The following is an 18,740-nucleotide window of genomic DNA, read 5'->3' as shown; positions in this document are numbered from 1 at the left end:
TGTCAACTTCGGCGGCGCTTCGGCCGGTCCGGCGCCGCGTACCCGTAGAACCGCCCGCAGAAGCCGCAGGCGACGCGTCGGTAGCCCGGCCGCCGGGGGTCGGGCGTCGACTTCCAGCCGGCCGGGTCGCGGTGGTCCAGCGGGCAGCCCGGCGCGCGGGTCGGGTCCGGGGGCGTCGGCGCTCGCAAGGCCCCACTCCACGGCCAACATGCGATAGATTGCACTGGTCCGTTCATGCCGCGACCGAGATCCGCCCTATGCGATCCGCCTTCTTGGTGCTCTCCGCCACGCTCGCCGCGAGCGTGTTTGCTCAGTCAGACGAATTCACGGAGCGAGCCGAACCACCTCGGCCGACCGCCGAGTTCATGCAGCCTGGCGAGTGGTGGAACCTCTACTTCGTCGAAGGGGGCGGCCCGCTCGATCGCGGGCGGGTGACCTACCATGCGTGCGGGGTGCTCGCTTTCGCGAAGGACCGCCCCAACTGGGTGCTCGTGCGTTGGCCGGCCAAGGAGGAGGATCACGTGTCGCTGGTACGCGCGGTGATCGGCGCGCGGGAGGGGTCCGGCGTGAGCTTGAAAGAAGCGATCGGCGCCTGGGAGAAAGGCATAAGCCGGTGGCGAACGATGTGGGTCAACTTGGACCACGTGTCGCACGCGTCGAGAGTAGAGCCGCGCCGCCGGTCGGCCAACGAGGATCCGCCGTAGCGGCTGTGGCGACCCCGGTCGTAGGCGGGGTCTCTGGCTATCGGCAGGTCGGCGACCAGTTCCCGGCGGAGCGTTTCGGCGTGGCCAGAGTCGCGGGCGTGTCGCACTCCAGATCGCGCGCGTGTGCGCCGGCGGCGGCCGTGCCGGCGCCCTCCTCGCGGTGGCCTGGCAGCCCTAAACTACGGGCCAGTTGCCTCTTGTCCACCCGGCGGTTTCGCCACCAGCAACAAAGGTACCGATGCACGGCCCCCCCGCTGGCATGCTCTTCGCGGCACTGTTTGGGCCGGCACTGTTTGGGCCGGCGCTGTTCGGGCTGGCGCTGTTTGGGCCGGCGCTGTGGTGCTTGTCCGCAGCCGCGGCCGAGCGGCCGAACATCTTGTGGATCACCAGCGAAGACAACGGCCCGCACCTGGGGTGCTACGGCGACGAATTCGCCGACACGCCCAACCTCGACGGCTTGGCCGCCCGCGGCGTGTGCTACGACCGCTGCTGGTCGAACGCGCCGGTCTGCGCCCCGGCGCGCACGACGATCATCACCGGTTGCTACGCGTCGCGGCTCGGGGCGCAGCACATGCGTTGCTACGCACGGCCGCCGGATTGGTTGCGCTTCTACCCGCAGCTGCTGCGGGCCCAGGGCTACTACTGCACCAACAACTCCAAGACCGACTACAACCTCGCCCCGCCCCGGGCGCCGGGCGTGGAGGGCGTGTGGGACGACTCTTCCGGCAAGGCGCACTGGCGGAACCGCCCCGAGGGCAAGCCGTTCTTCGCGGTGTTCAACTTCACAACCACCCACGAGAGCCAGACCCGGCGCCAGCCGCACGAGAGCGTCCACTCGCCCGATGAGGTCCCGCTGCCGCCGTATTGGCCCGACACGCCGGTCGTGCGGCAGGGTTGGGCGCAGTACTACGACAAGATGAGCGAGATGGACGCCGAGGTCGGCCGGGTCCTCGAAGAGCTCGAAGCGGACGGCTTGGCTGACGACACGATCGTCTTTTACTACAGCGACCACGGGCCTGGTTTCCCGCGTTGTAAGCGGTCGATGTGGGAGTCGGGCCTGCGCGTGCCGCTGATCGTCGCGTGCGGGAAAAACTGGGCCCACCTCGCGCCCGGCGCCGCGGGGTCTCACACGGACCGGATGGTCGGCTTCGTCGACCTCGCGCCGACCGTGCTCAGCCTGATCGGCGTGGCGGCGCCGGGTTGGATGGATGGCCGGGCGTTCCTCGGCGGGCGCGAGGCCGCGCCGCGCGACGCGCTGCTGGGGTTCCGCGGGCGGATGGACGCGCGCTACGACTCGACACGCTCGCTCCGCGACGACCGCTGGCTGTACGTCCGCAACTACTACATCGACCGTGCGCCGGGCCAGCACCTGTGGTACATGTTCCAGACGCCAATGACACGCGACTGGCGCCGCTTGTACGACGCCGGGCGGCTGGACGGGGTGAGGTCGTTCTACTGGCGCGACCACCCGGCCGAAGAGCTGTACGACCTGCGGGTCGACCCCGAGTCGCTCGAGAACCTGGCGGGCGACCCGGCGCACCGCGACACGCTCGAGCGGCTTCGGGCGCGGCTGGCGGAAGAGCTGAGAGCCATCGAGGACACGGCCTTCCTGCCGGAGCCAGAGATGCGTCACCGAGCGCAGCGGGTGGCGGAGGGCTCGCTGTCCCGGGCCGGGCTGTATGACTTCGATCGGGCGCTGGCCGCCGCCGATCAGGCGAGCCGCGTCGACGCCTACGGGCCGGGCCAGTTCGCCGCGATGCTGGCCGACGCCGACGCGGCGATCCGCTATTGGGGCGCGGTCGGCTTGCGGTTCCGCGGCGCCGCCGCCGTGGCGGAAGCGGCCACCGAGCTCCAGCCGCTGCTGGACGACACGAGCACGAGCGTGCGGGTCGCGGCGGCCGAAGCCGTTGCCGGGCACGGCGACGGGGCGGTCCGCGGCCGGGCGCTTGACCGGCTGGCGACGCTCGTGGAGCACCCCGAGCGAGACTTCTACGCGGCGATGATGGCGTGGAACGCGATCGGGCGGCTGGGCCCGGTCGCCAAGCCGGTCGAGCAGCGGTTGGCCGCCGCACCGACCGAGCCGCCGTTCCCCGAGGGGTCGGCCGAGCGTAGCCGGATGGGCGACTTGCTGGGCCGCTTGTCGCGGAAGACCTTGAGCGACCTGGCCGACGCCGAGTCGGCGGGGACTGCGCGATCGGGCGGCGGCGAGTAAACTACAAGACCCACGCCATCCGCCCTCCCGCTCCGCGGCAAGAAAGTTCGTTGTTCGTCGGTCCTGTCTTTACTCGCGAAGCGCTGACCGCTCCGCGGCGCGCGTCGCTGTATGTCGGCCGCACGCTGCTGGTCGCGGCGTTGTTGGGGCTCACGCTCACGGCTTGGCAGGTGTTTGTCGGCGCGCGTGCCGGGGGGCTTTCGGGCCCGGGCGACCTGGCGCGGTTCGGTCGGACCGTTTTCGAGCTGCTCTCGCCGCTGGTGGTCACGATCGCGGTGCTCTTCTCGGCGCTGTTCAGTGCGGCGGCCGTGTCGCAAGAAAAGAGCCGCGGCACGCTGGTTTTGTTGCTCTTGACCGACCTGCGGAACAGCGAGCTGGTGCTAGGCCGGCTGCTGGCGAGCTTGCTGACGGTGCTCGTGGCGACGCTCGCCGTCGTGCCGTTTTACCTGGTGCTCGCGCTGCTCGGCGGGATCGGGCACGCGCAGGTCTGCTGGGTGACCGCCGTGACCTTGTTGGCCGCGTTGGCGGCCGGCAGCCTCGGTTCGACGCTCGCCCTGTGGCGCGAGAAGACGTTCCAGACCCTCGGGCTCACGGCGATCGGCATCGTCGTTTGGATGGCCCTGGGAGAAGCGATCGCCGCCGGCGCGTTGGGCGCCGCGCCGCTGGGAGTCGCGGCCGACGATCTCGCGGCGCGCGTCAGCCCGCTGCGGGCGGTGGCGGCGGCCGTCGAGCCGCGGTTCGGGCCGCCCCCCGCGTTGCTCGGCGTCGCCTCGCCGCGGGCCGCCGCGGCGGACTCGGTCGCTTGGTTTTTAGCGCTGGCCGCGGCGGGAGCAACGGCGCTCAACGCGGCGGCTGTGGGCCTGGTTCGCGTGTGGAACCCGTCGCGCGAGCTGCGCCAGGCGGCGCGCGGCGAGGGGCGGGCCCGCTCGGCCGAGGCGGTCGTGGCGGCCGTTTCGAGCGAGGCCGCGGCGGCCGAAGCGAACGGGGGCGAAGCGGTCGTGGTCGGCAAGGCCCGCGGCCAAGACGCCGAAGTGCACCGCGCCGGCGGCAAGACCCGCGACGTGTGGAACAACCCGGTGCTGTGGCGCGAGGTCCGCACGTGGGCGTACGGCAAGAAGGTGCTGGCCGTCAAAGCGGCCTACGTGGGGATCTTTGTCGCCGCCGCGTGGGCCGTGGCCGGAGCGCTGGCCACGCCGACGCCGCCGGGCGTGGCGATCCCGCCGGCCGCCGCGGCGATGGCGCCGCTGCTGGTGGTGAGCTTCGTGTTGCTCAACGCGTTGAGCGTGACGTCGCTCACCGGCGAACGCGACGGCAAGTCGCTCGACCTGTTGCTGGCGACCGACCTGTCGCCACGCGAGCTGATCTTCGGCAAGCTCGGCGGCGCGTTCTGGAACGCGCGTGAGATGGTCGTGCTGCCGCTGTTGCTGTGTCTGTACGTGTGGTGGGTCGGCGCCTTGACGGGGTGGGAGCTGACGGTGCTGGTAGCGTGCGTGCTGGTGATGGACGCGTTCAGCGCGGTGCTCGGCCTGCACTGCGCGATGATCTACCTGAGCAGCCGCAAGGCGATCGGCGTGAGCGTCGGCACGCTGCTGTTCTTGTTTCTCGGCGTGTCGACGGGCATGCGGATGATGCTCGCGTTGGCCGACTCGTTCGATGGCCAGCTGGCCTCGTTCCTCGGGTTCATCTTCGGCGGCGGGCTCGCGCTGTACGTCGCGCTGGCGTGGCGGAATCCCTCCAGCGCGATGTTCCTCGCTTGCTTCGGCGCGCCGGCCGCCACTTTCTTTGCGATCGTCAGCTTCTTGGAGAAAGAGGTCAGCACGGTCGGCATCTGGACGGTCGGGACCTACGGGTTCGCGGTGGCGGCGATGCTGGTCCCCGCTCTATCGGAGTTCGACATCGCCACCGGGTCGCGGCCGGTGCGCGACGAGTAAGCCGCGCGCGACCCGAGCCGTGGGGGGGCTCACCGGGGCTAATCCCTCGGTTCTGGCGTCGACCCCTCGAGCGACCGGGGCCGGAACCGCGCTTCGCGATCGGCGGGGCGGGTCGCTAAGATGCTCAGGCTGCCGCCCCCCAGATTCTCGCCCGCCCGCTTCGCCGAATGCCCTGGTTGGACTACTCATTCGAGCTGGCGGTGATGGCTGGCTTGATGGCCGCGTCGGCGTTCTTCTCGGGCAGCGAGGCGGCGCTGTTCTCGATCTCGCGGTCCGAGCGGGTCGCGATGGCGGCCGGCAGCGACCGCGACCGCCGCGCCGCCGGTCTGCTGAAGCGGCCCGAGCGGCTGCTCACGGCCATCCTCTTCTGGAACCTGGTCGTCAACCTGACTTACTACGCGCTGACGGAGGTCGTCGCCGGGCGTCTGGCGGGCGATAAGGCGATCTCAGCTTGGGCGCCCACGGTGTTCACCGTCGTCGCGCTGGTCGCGGTGATCTTGCTTAGCGAGGTGATCCCCAAGAGCCTGGCGGTGCTCAGGCCGCGGCTGTTGGCCGGCGTGGTGGCTTCGCCCCTGGCGGCGGCGACCCGAGCGATCGACCCGATCGCGCCGGCCCTGCAGCGGATCAGCGACGTATCCGCCCGGCTGCTGTTGCCCAACCTGCAGCCCGAGCCTTACATGGAGCTGGAAGACCTCGAGCGGGCCGTCGAGTTCCGCTCCGGCGAGACGCTCGACTCCGAATCGCTGCTGTTGCAAGAGCGGCAGGTGCTGCAGCGGCTGGTCGAGCTCGCCGACGCCACGGCGGCCGACTTGATGCGCCCTCGGCGGCGCTGCTTGGTGCTCCGGCCGCCGGTCTCGCTGGCGGACCTGGAAGGCAAGCTGGAGGGCGTGGGGGAGTACGTGCTGATCACGGAGCCCGACTCGGACGAGATCGCGACCGCCGTGGCGATCAACCAGCTCGCGTGGGCGCCGTCGGACCGGATCGACCTGAGGGCCGAGCCGCTGGCGATCGTGCCCTGGTGCGCCACCGCCTCCGAGACGCTCAACCGCCTGCGCGGGCAGGGGCGGCAGGTCGCGGTGGTGATCAACGAGCTCGGCGAGACGATCGGCGTGCTCACACTCGAGCGCCTGCTCGACGCGGTGCTCCGCGACGGCGCGCGGCACGACCCGCACGACGCCCACGGCGCGCGGTTGGTACAGACGGTCGACGGCGCCGCGTGGGAAGCGACCGGCGCCACGCCGCTGCGGAGGGTCGCCAAGTGGCTAAAGCCATGGCTGTCCAGCGCCGCGCCCGAGGCGATCGGCCTCTTCTCGGACGAGCTGGCGGCCGCGCGCACCCGGACCGTCGGGGGCCTGCTGCAGGAACGGCTCGAGCGGACCGCCTTGCGGGGCGACCGCGTCGAGATCGGCGGCCTGGTGTGGACGGTTGTCGACGGCGCCGACGACCCGTCGGTCGACGAGCCGATCCTGGTGCGGATCGAGCCGCTCCCCGCGGCGGCCCCGCCACCCGAGGAGGCGCCGTGATCTGGGCCGTCGCCACGTTTTGTGTCGGGCTCACGCTGAGCGCGTTCTTCAGCGGGTCGGAGACCGGGTTTTACCGCACGCCACGGCTGCGGCTGGTGATCGACGCGGTCGGCGGCAACCGCACGTCGCGCGGCCTGCTGTGGGCGTCGAACCACCCGGAGGCCTTCGTCGCGGCCGCGCTGGTCGGCAACAACATCGCGAACTACCTCGTGTCGTCCGCGATCGTGGCCGCCGCCGGCGTCGCGCTCCCGGGCGCCGGCTTGACGGGCGAGATGCTCCTCACGCTGCTGCTCGCGCCGGTGGTCTTCGTGTACGGCGAGCTGCTGCCCAAACGGGCCTTCCTGCAGGCGCCGTACCGGCTCATGCGGGGCATGGGCGGCGGGCTGCTGCTGGCCGGCGTGGTGCTCGCCGCGCCGGCCTCGCTGTTGTGGCTCACCAGCCGAGCGCTCAGCAAGCTCACCGGCGCAAAGGTGCAGCCGCTCCGCATGGCGGTTCGCCGGCGCGAGTTGACCGACGCGTTCGCCGAGGGCCAAGCGGTGGGGCTCCTTTCGACCGCCCAGCGCGACCTCGCGTTGGCGATCTTCTCCCTCGGCGCACTGCCGCTACGCGACTACATGACGCCCGTCGCGCGGCAAGAGCGGCTGAGCCAAGCGAGCGGCGTCGCGGACGTGCTCAAGCTCGCGCGGCGCCGGCGCGAGGACGCGTGGCCCGTCGAACCAGCCAGAAACGCGTCCAAGCGGCACGAGTACGTGCGCGCCGCGCCGCTGGTGACCGGTGCGACCGAAGTGGTGCGTGAGGCGATGCCCGTGTTCCGCGAGGCGACGCCGTTTCTCCAAGCGCTCACGCAGCTCGAGTCGACCGGCAAGCCGATCGGCGCCGTGCTCGGCGCAGGCGACCGGGTCACCGGCTATATCCGCTTAGAGCAGCTGCAAGAAGCGTTGTGGAACGCCTCGTGATGCGGCGCGTTAACTAACGGCTGTAGCCGAGCGATTTCACCACGCCGAGCAGCTCCTCGAAGTCGATGAACCGGCGGCGATGTCGCGCCTTGTACGCGTCGATTGCGCGGGCCAGTTCGGCGGCCTCGGCGGACAGCCCCTCGTGGCTGTTGGTGAACTGACGCCGCTCTCGGCCGAGCGTGCTGGAAGCGTCACCGCTGCGGCGGTCGACGAATCCGTCGCCCACGGTTTCGGCGGCGGGGTCCGCCAGCGGGGGGGCGGCAAGCAGGCTGTCGGACATCGGATCGGCTCCTCGCGGCTCGGGTCGCGCTGTTCGTGCGCGTCGTGGTCAAACCTAGCACACGCCCGCAGCGGGCCTGGCGCCCGGCGCCCAGCGGCGAGCGTGCGGCTCGCCCGCGGGTCAGGCTAGCGCAGTTGTGCCGACGGCGCCGACTCCAAACGGGCCAGCAGGCGGCGGCTGGGCTCGTGAGCGGCGTCGACGTCGAGCGCGCGGCGGGCGTCGACGATGGCCAGCCGGGTCTCGCCGCTGGCGGCTTGAGCCTCCGCCAGCCGGTAGAGCAACTCGGCGTTGCTCGGCTCGCGGGCGGCGGCCACCCGCAGCGCGTCGGCAGCGTCGCGGGGGCGGCCGAGGGCCAGGTAGGTCTCGCCGGCGTCGGCGAGCACCCGCGCCGGCTCCTGCCCCGGCGGGTAGGCGTCGAGCAACTGGTGCAAGGTGGTCAGCCGGCGCCGCTGGTCGCCGCGCTCACCGTGCAGCCGGGCGAGGTCCTCTAGCAGCCGCGCGTCGCCGGGGGCGTAGCGGAGCGCGTGCTGGAGGTCGGCCAAGGCTCGACCGGGCTGTTTCGTGTGGGCCAGCGAGCGACCCCGGAGGGCCCACGCGTCGGGGCAGCGGGCGTCGAGGTCGAGCGCGCGGTTCGCCCAGCGGCGGGCCGCGTCGGCGTCGCCGCGGGAGAGCCGCATTTGGCCGGCGCGGATGGTCGCTTCGATGTCGTGTGGGGCGCACTCGCAGGCTTGTTCGACTCGGAGGATCGCCTCGTCGTGGCGGCCGCTCTGCCACAGCGCCTCGGCCAGGTGCCGCTGGGCGGCCGGGTCGTCGGGCGCGGCCTCGGCCGCTTGACGCAGCAGCGATTCGGCCTCTCCGACGCGCCCCGACTCGAGCGCCGCCACGCCCCGCCGCCACATCTGCTTTGCGTGGTCGACGTACTCGGCCCGCCCGTCGCGGCGGGTCAGAGCGCAGCCGGACGCCAACGCAAGGATCGCGAGCCACACGGCGAGGCGGCTGGCTGGGCGGCGCAGGGTCTGGTCGCTTGGCAAGGGCGTGCTAGCGGATCGGGGACGCGCGGACGGCGGACAGTAGCTGGCTGCGGCGATACGCGGAAGCCGAGTGAGGGTGTTGGACGGGGGACGAGGGACGGGGGACGGGGGAGTCGCCGGGCGGCTGACCAGGGGACTTCTGCTCGGTTAAGATCGGTCGGAGGGGCTACGGGGCCCAGTGATCCGTTCCGACGCTAGCACCCACCGCTGCGTGTGTTCGCAACCTACGACCAACACGGCGTCCGCCTTGCTTTCCCAGAGAACTGGCTGCTCGAGGAAGACAGCGACCCCGAGGCTCGCCTGCACCTCACGCTCAGCAGCCCGAACACGGCGTTCTGGTCGCTGATCGTGTACCCGGAGGTGCTCGACCTGCCGCACGTGCTGGACGAGGCTGTCGGCGTGCTGCGAAAGGAGTACCCCGACCTCGAGTCGCAGCCGGCGGAGGAGCAGATCGCGGGCCACACGCTAGCGGGCCGCGACGTCAACTTCATCTGCCTCGACCTGACGAGCACCGCCCGGCTACGAGCTTGCCACCGCGGGGCGTCGACTTACCTGCTGCTGTGCCAGGCCGAGGACCGCGAACTGCCACACGCTCAGCCGGTCTTCGACGCGATCACCCAGAGCCTGCTCGACGGCCCGCCACGCGAAGGCGCAGCGGCTGTCGGGGCCGAGTAGCCCGCTCAACCCCGCGTGCTGCGTTGCAAGAGCCGGTCGCCCCAGGCGGGCGCGAGGCGGCAGAGCGCGAACAAGAGCCGCGCCTTGTTGGGCGCGATCAGCTCTCGGCGTCCGCGGCGCGAGTCGGCCAGGATCTGCTGGGCGAGCCGCCCGGGGTCAAGCGCTTTGACCTTGGCGCCGCCGCCCGGCTGGCGGGCCGCTTCTGGGAGTCGGGCAGCCTGCTCGTCGTAGCGATGGCCCGCGTCGTTGCGGGCGATCGGTCCGGGGCAGACCAAGAGGGTCCGCAGCCCCTGCGGTCCGAGCTCGAGTCGAAGCTGCTGGGCGAGCGCGGCCAGGGGGTGCTTGCTCGCGGGGTACGCGCCCAAGAAGGCCGGAGCGACGAACGTGGCGAGCGAGCCGATCAAGACCAGCCGTCCGCCCCGTTGAGCGAGCGCCTCGCCGGTGGCGGCGGCGAGCTCGGCCGCGGCAAAGAAGTTGATCGCCATCAGCCGCTCGTGCTCGGACCTCGGCGTGTCGACGAGCCGGCCGCGTGTGGAGAGTCCCGCCGCGTGGCAGACAAAGTCGAGCGGCTGCTGGAGGCTGGCCTCGTCCGCGACGCGCCGCGGCTCGCCGTCAACCGCCAAGTCGGCCTGGGCCGCGGCGACGACCGCCCCCGGCCGCTCGCGGCGGAGCGACTGGGCCGCCTCTTCGAGCCGCTGGGCGTCGCGGCCGACGATCGTCAGCCGCATGCCATCGCGCACGGCCGCGCGGGCGATCGCCAAGCCGAGTCCCGAAGAGCCGCCGGTCACGAGCCCGTGGCGGCCGGCCTCGGGGAGGCCGGTATCGGTATTTGGCGATCGAGACATGAGGGGGAGCTTAACGGGGGAGGGTTGCGCAGGCTACGCGGCCCGTGGCGCGGCCGCACGTCAGGCGGCCACGCTTCCCCAACCGGCCGATTCGTGCAACGCTCTTGGCGGGCCAGCGGCTCATCCCGCGCGGCCCCCCCCACCCGGCCAGTCGCACGACGAGCCAGCCGCCCCCCTTCCGCTACCCCGCCCCGCGTAGAACTATGACTGCGCCCGAGTCGCTCGACGCCGCCAAGACCGTCGAGCCCGCCGCCGCAGCCACTTTGGCTCAGGCCGTTCGCTCCGCCTCGCCCGCACGGTTGCCGATGCCTATCTCGACCGAGTTCCGCGGCCGCGCCCGCACGAAGATTGTCGCCACCGTGGGCCCGGCCTGCAGCGCCCCGGAGCGTCTCAAGGCGCTCGCGACGGCGGGGGTCGACGTGTTCCGGCTGAACATGGCCCACGGGTCGATCGAAGAACAGCAGCAGAACGTCGACGCGATCCGCCGCGTCAGCGACGAGCTGGACCAGCCGATCGCGATCCTGGTCGACTTGGCCGGCCCGAAATTCCGGCTGGGCGAGGTCGCCGGCGACCCGCTGTTCTGCGCGACCGACGCGGAGTTTTACTTCGTGGCGGGCGACCAGCCGGCCGCCGCCGACGAGTTCACTTGCAGCTACAAGCCGCTGGTAAAGGAGCTGGAGGTCGGCAACCACGTGATGCTGGCCGACGGCACGGTGAGCATGGAGGTGATCGAAAAGAAGTCCGGCCGCGCGAAGGTCAAGGTCGTGCAGGAGGGCACGATCCGCAGCCGCCAAGGCATCAACCTGCCGGACGTGCGCCTCAGCGCGCCGGCCATCAGCATGGCCGACCACCAGCACGCGGAGTGGGCCGCCAAGGCGGGCATCGACTTCGTGAGCCTGTCGTTCGTGCGGAAGCCGGACGAGGTCCACGCGCTGCGCGACATCCTCCAGTCCAACGGCTCCGACGCGCTCGTGATCGCCAAGATCGAGAAGCGCGAGGCGCTCGAGCGGCTCGACCAGATCGTCGCCGCGGCCGACGGCGTGATGGTCGCGCGGGGCGACCTGGGCGTCGAGATCGACGTCGCGCAGATGCCGATCGAGCAGAAGCGGATCATCCGCACGTGCCACCGCCACGAGAAGCCGGTGATCATCGCCACGCAGATGCTCGACAGCATGCACGACTCGCTGCGCCCCACCCGCGCCGAGACGACCGACGTGGCCAACGCGATCCTCGACGGCGGCGACGCGTGCATGCTCTCGGGCGAGACCGCCATCGGCAAGTACCCGCTCGAGACCGTGCGGATGATGAACCGCATCGCGTTGGCGACCGAGAAGAGCATGGCCGACAACCCGCCCCGCACGCCCGATGCGGTGCCCGTCGGCAAGCGGCTGCACGACGTCACGCGCGCGGTGGTGAAGGGGGCGGGCACGATGGCCCACACGCTGCGCGCGAAGCTGGTGGTGGCGGCCAGCTACTCCGGCCGCACCGCGATGGCCCTGTCGCAGCAGCGGAGCTTCGTGCCCACGATCGGCGTGAGCACCAGCGAAGAAACGCTCCGCAAGATGTGCCTCTTCTGGGGCGTGACCCCCATCCGCGGCGCGCCGGCCTTCGACACGCAGGGCCTGATCCGCTTCATGGACGAGTGGTCGATCGCCAAGGGCTTCGCCGAGAAGGGCGACCGGATCGTGATCGTCGGCGGCAGCCACCTCACCGCCGGCGCGGAGGGCGCGACCGAGATGACCACCGGCGTGCACGACATCGTGATCGTGCACGAGGTGGAGGGGGCGTAGCAGGAGCGCCCCGTCACAAATAGCTTCGACGGACCGGCGGTGGTTTCCCTACCACCGAGCGTAAGCGACTTTAACGATCGGTATCCGTTAAACACCGATCTTAAATGACCTGCGAGGTGGTCGGCGGTCGCTTGCGCGCGAGCCGCCTCACCAACAGTGCCGGTGATGCCTCGGGGGGCCCCCGAAGTGGAAGTAGAGCTGCGATCGGGGCGGCTCGTAGTAATAGATCGGGCGTTCGACGATGACCGCCGGGGCGGGCGCCGCCGGGGCGAACGTCGGCGCGGGGCCAGCGGCGGACTGCTGGGCGGCGATCACCACGCGGTCGCTCACGCCCGATCGCTTCAGGTCGATCAGGCCCTGCGGGCTCAGGTCGAGCCGCGCGCCGCGTTGCTGGATCGCGCCGAGGATGACCGCGTCGTCGAGACCGGCCGCGGTCATCTGCATCAGGTCGTAGTTGCTCACCGCGAGCGCCTGGGCCTGCGCGCTGGCGCGTTGGGCGACGGCGTAGCCCGCGGCGGCCTGCTGCTGGTCGGCGGCGTCTCTCGACCGGCCGAGCACGTTGCCGGCGATCGCGCCCACGCCGGCGCCGATCAACGCGCCCTCGGGGGTCTTGCCCCTGCCGCCGCCGATCAGCGCGCCGGCGATCGCGCCCAACGCGCCGCCGGTGACGGTCCCCTCGGCGGTGTCGTTGCGGTAGTAGTCGCGCGGCGGCGCGTACACGTACTGGGCGGCGGCCTGGCTAGCGGTGGCCAGGGCGAGCGCGGCTAGCACGAAGCTGGCGGGGCGGACACGCATCGGTCGTTCCGGGATCACGGGGGGTCGGCGCGCCCCGCAAAGTGCGGCGCGGCCCTGCTCTATATCGGCACGAGCCAGAGCAGCGGTAGACCGATTTGGCCGCCGGCGCCAGCGATGCCTCACTTCCGGCTGGCGACCTCGGTCGGGCCTTCTTGCAGCTGCTCCTCGAGCCGCGTGACCAGGTGCATGCTGCTGGCAGGGCCGGCGAAGCCGAGCACGCGTCGGTCGACGTCCAGCCGCTGCGACAGCACGCGGCCGTTGTCGACATCGAAGCGGATCTCGCCCCTCACCAGCCGGTGGGCGAGCTGCCCGTCGATCTCCGGCGTGGTCGGCGACAGGACCTGGAACTCCGTGGCGATCGTCGCCACGCCGGCGGAGACCTTCTCAAGCGTGTGCTTGCGGCGCGCGGCGATCTTCTTAACGCCGTCGCCGGCGTTCACTTGGATCTCGACGGGCTGGTTCCACGAGTCGCCAACAGCGACGGGCCCTTCGGGCAGCGCGACGACGATCTGCTCGTGCGGGTCGGCCGCCGGCTGGTGGTGCTTGACGTCGCGCGAGACGATCTCGCCCCACGGCGTCATCCGCACGGAGCTGAGCGGCACGCCGATCGCACGCGCGGCGTCTTCGAACCCGGGGGGCGCCTCGCCCGTGTCGGTGCTGTCGAAGACCATCTCGGCCCGGTCGGGCAGCTTGTTCTGCATACGCACGCGTTCGACGAGCGTGATGAACTCGATCTCGCCGTCGGGCATCACGTCGACGACCTTCCACGCCTTGAGGCTGACGGTCTTGGTCTGCGCCTCCTCGCTGGCGCCCTCCATCGTGTTCCGCACGCTGGAGCGCTGGTCCACCTCCCAGCGGAGCACCTCGCCGGGTTTAAACTTGTAGCGGAGGGTGTGCTTGGGGGCGCCGTCGGCCAGGGCGGAGAGCGGCGCTGCTAGCAGCGCGAGCGTGAGAATGCGTCGCATGGGAAGCGTCCTTGCTTTTGCCCCGTGGCGAGGCGCCACGGGTGACAGGGATTCCACGGGGTGAATAGGCGCCCTTCTTACCGATCCGTGCGATCCGTGTCACCCGTGGTTTGATCGGTTGCTTGGGGTCAGGCTTGAGAAGGATCAGAGTACTCCCAGCGCCAGACGGATCCGTCGTCCGGATCGATCACCTCGCCGACGTTCCGATACCCGCACTTGGTCAGAACCCGGGTCGACGCGCTCTCCGCCGGCAGCGTGTGCGCGAGCACGCGACGCACGCCGGCTGATTGCAACGCGAAGCGTGTGAGCGCCTCGGCCGCTTCGGTCGCGTAGCCTTGGCCCTGTTCGTGCGGCTCGATCGCGTAGGCGATCTCGACGACACCGTCCGCGGAGGGAGGGCCCTTGAAGCCGCAGGACCCAACGACGGCGCCGTCAGCGTCCCGGACGATTGTGAAACCGAGCACCCACGGGTCGCCCGGCTCGGCCTGCTCGAGCAACGCGAGCCAGGCCGGCGAGAGCATCGCCCGGTGCTCGTCTGGCATCGCGGCGATGCGGGCCCGGCACGCGTCGAGCGATTCGACGATCAGGCGGAGCCGCTCGGTCGACACAAGGCCGTCTTCCATAGCGCTGACCGACAACGCGCACCGTTCTCGGGTTCGCGCCGGCTCACTTCCGGCGGCCCGGCTGGCGGCCCCAGCCGAGCTTCTCCCGCAGCGTTCGGTAATAGGTCTGGCCCGCCACTTCGACCAGCTGAAACACCGCTGGCGAACGCACGACCCGCACCGTGTCGGCCGGCTTCAGCAAGCCGACGACCTGGCCGTCGACCATCAGCGCGGTGCCCGGGTTCGGGTCGGGCACGGTCATCTCGTAGACCCGCTCGGCCGAGTCGATCACCGGTCGCACGGTGAGCGTGTGCGGGTTGATCGCCGACACGACCAGCGCGGCCAGGTCCTTGCGGAGGATCGGACCGCCGATGGCCAGGTTGTGCGCGGTGGAGCCGACCGGCGTGGCGACCAGCATGCCGTCGCTCGAGTAGGTGGCGGCCAGGGCGCCGTCGATCCGCAGGTCGACCTCGATCATGCGGAAGGGCTCGCCGGCGAGGATGGCGGCTTCGTTCAGGCCGAGGCGCGTCTGGACGGTCTCGCCGCCGCGGACGATCGAGCAGTCGATCATCAGGTGGTTCACCAAGCGGTGCTTCCGCTCGGCGACCTGGGGCAGCACGGCCTCGAGGTCGTCCGGGTGGATGCCGGCGAGGAAGCCGAGCTTCCCGAGGTTCACGCCGACCACCGGGATCTGGTCGGCGCCCATCCGGCGGGCCGAGCGGAGGATCGTGCCGTCGCCCCCCATGGCGATAGCGATCTCCGCGCCCTGCGGGTCGAACGGCGCGTCGAGGTCCGACTCGGTCGCGACCACCGGCAGCAGGCGCTCGATCGCCGGGCGCAGCGACTCGGCCCGCGCGGCGAGTTCGGGGCGCGAGCCGTCGTACATCAACAGAGCAGGGGGGGGATCGGCTGGCATGCGTGGTAGCTTAGCGTGGACTCATTACAGAGGCACAGAGTGCGCGAAGCCCTGCCAGAGCGGTCGCTCAGCCCGCCTTGTTCGCCGCGCGGCAGCCGGCCAGCTCGCGGCAGGCCTTGGCGATGCCCGCGGCGTCGATGCCCAGGTCGGCGAGCAGCTCGTCGCGGTCGCCGTGTTCCACGTAGTGGTCGGGGATGCCCAGGCGGCGGATCGGCGGGCAGCGGAGGCCCGCGTCGGCGGCCGCTTCGAGGACCGCGCTGCCGAAGCCGCCGGCGAGGGCCGCTTCTTCGACGGTGACCACCCACGGGCTGCGGTCGAGGATCGGCAGGATCGTGTCGGCGTCGAGCGGCTTCACGAAGCGGGCGTTGACGACCGTCAGTTCGAGACCCTCGTCGGCCTTGAGCCGATCGGCCGCCGCGAGGCAGTCGACGAGCATCGCGCCGCCGGAGAGGATCGCCCCGTCGGGGCCGTCGCGGAGCACCTCGGCGCGGCCCAGCTCGATCGGCGTGCGGTCGCCGGGGACCTCGATGGCGGCGGCCTTCGGGTAGCGGATCGCGCAGGGGCTGTCGTGCTCCAGCGCGAAGCGGAGCATGGCCGGCAGGTCGGCGGAGTCGCCGGGGGCCATCACCACCATGTTCGGGAAGACCCGCAGGTAGCCCAGGTCGAACACGCCGTGGTGCGTGGGGCCGTCTGGCCCGGAAAGACCGCCGCGGTCGAGGAGGAAGGTCACCGGCAGGTTCTGCAGCGCGACCTCCTGGAAGATGTGGTCGAACGAACGCTGCAGGAACGTGCTGTAGATGTCGACGATCGGCCGCATGCCGACCTTCGCCTGCCCGGCCGCGAACGCGACGGTGTGGGCCTCGCAGATTCCGGTGTCGAAGAAGCGGCCGGGGAAGTCGTCGCGCACGCGCTCGAGCTTGTTGCCTTGGCACATCGCGGCGGTCATCACCGTCACGCGGAGGTTGGCCGACATGGCGTCGTGCACGGCGTCGGACGCCACGTGCGTGTAGGTCCGGCCGCCGGACTTCTTCATCGACACCACGCGGCCCCGGTCGGCGCCGTCGCGCTGGATGACCGGCGGCGCGTGGAACGTGACCGGGTCGTCGGCCGCGGGCTGGAAGCCGTGGCCTTTCTCGGTCACCACGTGCAACAGCACGGGGCCCTCGCCCGCCTTGACCATCTTCAGGTACTTGCGGAGCAACTTGATGTTGTGGCCGTCGATCGGCCCCAGGTACCGCATGCCCAGGTCTTCGAAGAACATGCCGCCGTGCAGCCCGGCTTTGGCGGCCTCCTTTAGCTGGGCGAGCATCCGCTCGGCCGGGTCGCCCAGCAGCGGGACCTTGGAGAGCACGCGGGCGACCTCTTCCTTGAGCCCCGAGTAAGCCGGGTTCATCCGCAGCCGGTCGAGGTAGTCGGCGACCCCGCCGACCCGCGGGCAGATCGACATCTTGTTGTCGTTGAGGATCACCAGCAGGCGCTTGCCGTCGCGCTTGATGTTGTTGAGCGCTTCGTAAACGACGCCCGACGGGAACGCGCCGTCGCCGATCACCGCGACGCTCCACCGCCGCTCGTGGTCGCGTAGGGCCGCGTCGCCCGAGGCGAGGCCCGCGGCGGTCGACACGCTCGCTCCGGCGTGCCCGGTCACGAACAGGTCGTAGGGGCTCTCCTCCGGGTTGGGGTAGCCCATCAGGCCCCCCTTGGTGCGGATCGAAGGGAACTCGTCGTAGCGGCCGGTGATCAGCTTGTGGGGATAGATCTGGTGGCCCGTGTCCCAGATCAGGCGGTCGTGGAGGAAGTCGAACGTCGTGTGCAGGGCGAGGCACAGCTCGACCACGCCGAGGTTCGAGGCGAAGTGCGCGCTGCGTGCCTCGACGAGGTTGCAGAGCGTGTCACGCATCTCGCCGGCCAGCCGCTCGAGGTCTGCGAGCGAAAGCCCGTCGAGGTCGCGCGGCGATTCGATCGCCGGCAACAGCGGTCGCTTCTCGCTAGTGGGAGAGGGCATCGTGCGGGCTCGCCTTGGGGGGTGCGCCGGGCGGTCCTTCGCGGCGTGGGCGGGGCGGTGTGTCGGGTGGGGCGTCAGCGGTCGCGGGCAGCAATTTGTCGCGCCAGGGCGTGCAGTGGTTCCGCGGAGGGGCCGAGCGGGTGCAGGGCGGTGGCCGCTTGATCGGCCAAGCCGGCCGCGTGGCTGCGGCTCTCGGCCAAGCCGATGAGGCCCGGGTAGGTCAGCTTGCCGGCGCCGGCGTCTTTGCCCAAGCGCTTGCCGACGGCCGACTCGTCGCCGGACGCGTCGAGCAGGTCGTCGGTGACTTGGAACAAGAGGCCGAGCGCGTCGCCGTAGCGGGTGAGCGCGTCGAGCTGAGGCGGCGTCGCGCCGGCCGCCAGGCCGCCCAGCCGCAGCGACACGGTGATCATCGCCCCGGTCTTGCGGCGGTGGATCGCCTCGAGGCGCGCCACCGCGGCTTGTTGGTCGTCGGGCGCCGCGACGATGCCGGCCAGGTCGTCCGCCTGACCGCCGACGAGCTTCGCCGGGCCGGCCGCGTGTGCCAGCTCGTGCACCATGGTGGCGACCGCATGGGGCGGGGTGGGGGGGCCGACGAGCGTCTCGAAGGCGAGGGCCAGCAGCGCGTCGCCGGCGAGGATGGCGGTCGCCTCGTCGAACTGCCGGTGGACGGTCGGCCGGCCACGACGCAAGTCGTCGTCGTCCATGGCGGGCAGGTCGTCGTGCACCAGCGAGTACGCGTGGATCATCTCCACCGCACACGCCGCGGGCAGCGCGTCGGCCGGGTCGCCGCCACAGGCGCGGGCGGCCAATAGCGCCAAGCGAGGCCGGAGCCGCTTGCCGGGGCCGAGCACGGCGTACCGCATGGCCTCAATCAGCCGAGGCGGCCGGCCCGGCGCGTCTGCGAGCGATTCGGCGAGCGCCGCCTCGATCCGCGCAACGTCGTCTGAAGTGTCGATCGAAACGGCGGCGTGGCGGCTTTCGGTCAGCATCCAAAGGTGGGCGGGGGGAGGGCGATTTAGAGCTAACCCCGGCCTTACCGGCCGTGTTAACCACGACAGACCGCTGAGTCGGACGCGGCCAACTGGCGTAACGCGTTGGCGGGCAAAGGGATGGGCGACACCGCGGCCACAGGCAGTCTAGAAGAGCCGATTGGGATCGTCCACGGCCGCACCCCCCTCGAAAGGGCTGCTTTTCGGCCGCTTCGCCGTGCGTTTCTCAGCGCGGGTGGCCGGCGCGTCGGCGGTGGCCGAGTCGTCGAACGGCTCGGTGACCGGGTTGCCGTCGGCATCGATACCGCTGAGCAGCTCGATCCGCCGCTCGGCGGCCTCCAGTTGCTCGTGGCACCGCCGGAGTCGCCTCACGCCCTCCTCGTAGCGAGCGAGCGCGTCGGCCAATCCGAGTTCGCCCCCCTCGAGCGATTCGACGATCTCCTCGAGCTTCGCGAGCGACTCTTCGAAGGGCTCGTCGGCGGGCGCCTCGGTCGAGGGCGGCGTGGCTTTCTTTTTGGCCATGG

At 71.3% G+C, this 18,740-nt stretch carries 18 protein-coding genes; 7 read left to right on the top strand and 11 right to left on the bottom strand.

Features of this window, described 5'->3' with window-relative positions:
- Nucleotides 1-2: 2 nt before the first annotated feature.
- Nucleotides 3-188, bottom strand: a complete 186-nt coding sequence (locus RIC11_RS18985; RefSeq protein ID WP_350213918.1) for a hypothetical protein — start codon at nucleotides 186-188, stop codon at nucleotides 3-5.
- A 69-nt stretch (nucleotides 189-257) separates the two neighbouring features.
- On the opposite strand from RIC11_RS18985, the gene RIC11_RS18980 reads away from it, so the two are divergent.
- The 5 genes from RIC11_RS18980 to RIC11_RS18960 all read left to right on the top strand — a co-directional run bounded on the left by RIC11_RS18980 (nucleotide 258) and on the right by RIC11_RS18960 (nucleotide 7,326).
- On the top strand, nucleotides 258-704 hold the full coding sequence (locus RIC11_RS18980; RefSeq protein ID WP_350213917.1) for a hypothetical protein: 447 nt from the start codon (nucleotides 258-260) through the stop codon (nucleotides 702-704).
- A gap of 238 nt (nucleotides 705-942) precedes the next feature.
- Complete coding sequence (locus tag RIC11_RS18975) at nucleotides 943-2,916, top strand: sulfatase family protein (protein WP_350213916.1); 1,974 nt, start codon at nucleotides 943-945, stop codon at nucleotides 2,914-2,916.
- A 50-nt stretch (nucleotides 2,917-2,966) separates the two neighbouring features.
- A complete protein-coding gene (locus RIC11_RS18970) occupies nucleotides 2,967-4,847 on the top strand; it encodes an ABC transporter permease subunit (RefSeq protein WP_350213914.1) in 1,881 nt (626 codons plus the stop codon).
- A 176-nt stretch (nucleotides 4,848-5,023) separates the two neighbouring features.
- Entirely contained in the window at nucleotides 5,024-6,370 is a 1,347-nt protein-coding gene (locus RIC11_RS18965; protein WP_350213912.1) for a CNNM domain-containing protein, read from the top strand.
- On the top strand, nucleotides 6,367-7,326 hold the full coding sequence (locus tag RIC11_RS18960; RefSeq protein WP_350213910.1) for a CNNM domain-containing protein: 960 nt from the start codon (nucleotides 6,367-6,369) through the stop codon (nucleotides 7,324-7,326). The genes RIC11_RS18965 and RIC11_RS18960 overlap by 4 nt, the downstream gene beginning before the upstream one ends.
- A gap of 13 nt (nucleotides 7,327-7,339) precedes the next feature.
- On the opposite strand, the gene RIC11_RS18955 is transcribed toward RIC11_RS18960, so the two are convergent.
- Together RIC11_RS18955 and RIC11_RS18950 are read right to left on the bottom strand one after the other, a co-directional pair.
- The gene (locus RIC11_RS18955) at nucleotides 7,340-7,606 is read right to left on the bottom strand and encodes a hypothetical protein (protein ID WP_350213908.1); all 267 of its coding nucleotides are present in this window, start codon (nucleotides 7,604-7,606) and stop codon (nucleotides 7,340-7,342) included.
- A gap of 125 nt (nucleotides 7,607-7,731) precedes the next feature.
- A complete protein-coding gene (locus RIC11_RS18950) occupies nucleotides 7,732-8,637 on the bottom strand; it encodes a tetratricopeptide repeat protein (RefSeq protein ID WP_350213906.1) in 906 nt (301 codons plus the stop codon).
- Between the two features lie 213 nt (nucleotides 8,638-8,850).
- On the opposite strand from RIC11_RS18950, the gene RIC11_RS18945 reads away from it, so the two are divergent.
- A complete protein-coding gene (locus tag RIC11_RS18945) occupies nucleotides 8,851-9,312 on the top strand; it encodes a hypothetical protein (protein WP_350213904.1) in 462 nt (153 codons plus the stop codon).
- 5 nt (nucleotides 9,313-9,317) lie between these two features.
- Here the strand turns inward: RIC11_RS18945 and RIC11_RS18940 are convergent, their stop codons facing one another.
- Nucleotides 9,318-10,157 carry an SDR family NAD(P)-dependent oxidoreductase gene (locus tag RIC11_RS18940; RefSeq protein ID WP_350213902.1) on the bottom strand — a complete coding sequence of 280 codons (840 nt, stop codon included), beginning with the start codon at nucleotides 10,155-10,157 and terminating at the stop codon, nucleotides 9,318-9,320.
- A gap of 305 nt (nucleotides 10,158-10,462) precedes the next feature.
- Here RIC11_RS18940 and pyk point away from each other — a divergent pair, with 305 nt between their 5' ends.
- Nucleotides 10,463-11,947 (top strand): pyruvate kinase, encoded by a 1,485-nt coding sequence (gene pyk, locus RIC11_RS18935; RefSeq protein WP_350213900.1) that lies wholly within the window; start codon nucleotides 10,463-10,465, stop codon nucleotides 11,945-11,947.
- A gap of 147 nt (nucleotides 11,948-12,094) precedes the next feature.
- Here the strand turns inward: pyk and RIC11_RS18930 are convergent, their stop codons facing one another.
- The 7 genes from RIC11_RS18930 to xseB all read right to left on the bottom strand — a co-directional run bounded on the left by RIC11_RS18930 (nucleotide 12,095) and on the right by xseB (nucleotide 18,738).
- The gene (locus RIC11_RS18930; RefSeq protein WP_350213899.1) at nucleotides 12,095-12,742 is read right to left on the bottom strand and encodes a YMGG-like glycine zipper-containing protein; all 648 of its coding nucleotides are present in this window, start codon (nucleotides 12,740-12,742) and stop codon (nucleotides 12,095-12,097) included.
- Nucleotides 12,743-12,861: 119 nt separating this feature from the next.
- Nucleotides 12,862-13,707 carry a hypothetical protein gene (locus tag RIC11_RS18925; RefSeq protein ID WP_350213897.1) on the bottom strand — a complete coding sequence of 282 codons (846 nt, stop codon included), beginning with the start codon at nucleotides 13,705-13,707 and terminating at the stop codon, nucleotides 12,862-12,864.
- 128 nt (nucleotides 13,708-13,835) lie between these two features.
- Complete coding sequence (locus RIC11_RS18920; protein ID WP_350213895.1) at nucleotides 13,836-14,345, bottom strand: GNAT family N-acetyltransferase; 510 nt, start codon at nucleotides 14,343-14,345, stop codon at nucleotides 13,836-13,838.
- Nucleotides 14,346-14,373: 28 nt separating this feature from the next.
- Entirely contained in the window at nucleotides 14,374-15,225 is an 852-nt protein-coding gene (locus RIC11_RS18915) for an NAD(+)/NADH kinase (protein ID WP_350213893.1), read from the bottom strand.
- Between the two features lie 67 nt (nucleotides 15,226-15,292).
- Nucleotides 15,293-17,227, bottom strand: coding sequence for a 1-deoxy-D-xylulose-5-phosphate synthase (gene dxs, locus RIC11_RS18910; protein WP_350213891.1), 1,935 nt, complete (start codon nucleotides 17,225-17,227; stop codon nucleotides 15,293-15,295).
- A 74-nt stretch (nucleotides 17,228-17,301) separates the two neighbouring features.
- Nucleotides 17,302-18,216, bottom strand: a complete 915-nt coding sequence (locus tag RIC11_RS18905; RefSeq protein ID WP_350213889.1) for a polyprenyl synthetase family protein — start codon at nucleotides 18,214-18,216, stop codon at nucleotides 17,302-17,304.
- Nucleotides 18,217-18,363: 147 nt separating this feature from the next.
- Nucleotides 18,364-18,738, bottom strand: a complete 375-nt coding sequence (gene xseB, locus RIC11_RS18900) for an exodeoxyribonuclease VII small subunit (protein WP_350213887.1) — start codon at nucleotides 18,736-18,738, stop codon at nucleotides 18,364-18,366.
- Nucleotides 18,739-18,740 lie beyond the last annotated feature (2 nt).

The sequence above is a fragment of the Botrimarina sp. genome, from assembly GCF_040219535.1.
Classification (GTDB): Bacteria; Planctomycetota; Planctomycetia; order Pirellulales; family Lacipirellulaceae; genus Botrimarina.
The sequence above is the reverse complement of the archived record's forward strand: the minus strand, read 5'-3'. Positions and strand labels throughout refer to the sequence as shown.

Bases quoted from the DNA above. Each gene is read 5' to 3' on its own strand.
- RIC11_RS18980 (WP_350213917.1), top strand. From the start codon at position 258: ATGCGATCCGCCTTCTTGGTGCTCTCCGCCACGCTCGCCGCGAGCGTG.
- RIC11_RS18975 (WP_350213916.1), top strand. From the start codon at position 943: ATGCACGGCCCCCCCGCTGGCATGCTCTTCGCGGCACTGTTTGGGCCG.
- RIC11_RS18955 (WP_350213908.1), bottom strand. From the start codon at position 7,606: ATGTCCGACAGCCTGCTTGCCGCCCCCCCGCTGGCGGACCCCGCCGCC.
- RIC11_RS18940 (WP_350213902.1), bottom strand. From the start codon at position 10,157: ATGTCTCGATCGCCAAATACCGATACCGGCCTCCCCGAGGCCGGCCGC.
- pyk (WP_350213900.1), top strand. From the start codon at position 10,463: ATGCCTATCTCGACCGAGTTCCGCGGCCGCGCCCGCACGAAGATTGTC.
- RIC11_RS18930 (WP_350213899.1), bottom strand. From the start codon at position 12,742: ATGCGTGTCCGCCCCGCCAGCTTCGTGCTAGCCGCGCTCGCCCTGGCC.
- RIC11_RS18925 (WP_350213897.1), bottom strand. From the start codon at position 13,707: ATGCGACGCATTCTCACGCTCGCGCTGCTAGCAGCGCCGCTCTCCGCC.
- RIC11_RS18915 (WP_350213893.1), bottom strand. From the start codon at position 15,225: ATGCCAGCCGATCCCCCCCCTGCTCTGTTGATGTACGACGGCTCGCGC.
- dxs (WP_350213891.1), bottom strand. From the start codon at position 17,227: ATGCCCTCTCCCACTAGCGAGAAGCGACCGCTGTTGCCGGCGATCGAA.
- RIC11_RS18905 (WP_350213889.1), bottom strand. From the start codon at position 18,216: ATGCTGACCGAAAGCCGCCACGCCGCCGTTTCGATCGACACTTCAGAC.
- xseB (WP_350213887.1), bottom strand. From the start codon at position 18,738: ATGGCCAAAAAGAAAGCCACGCCGCCCTCGACCGAGGCGCCCGCCGAC.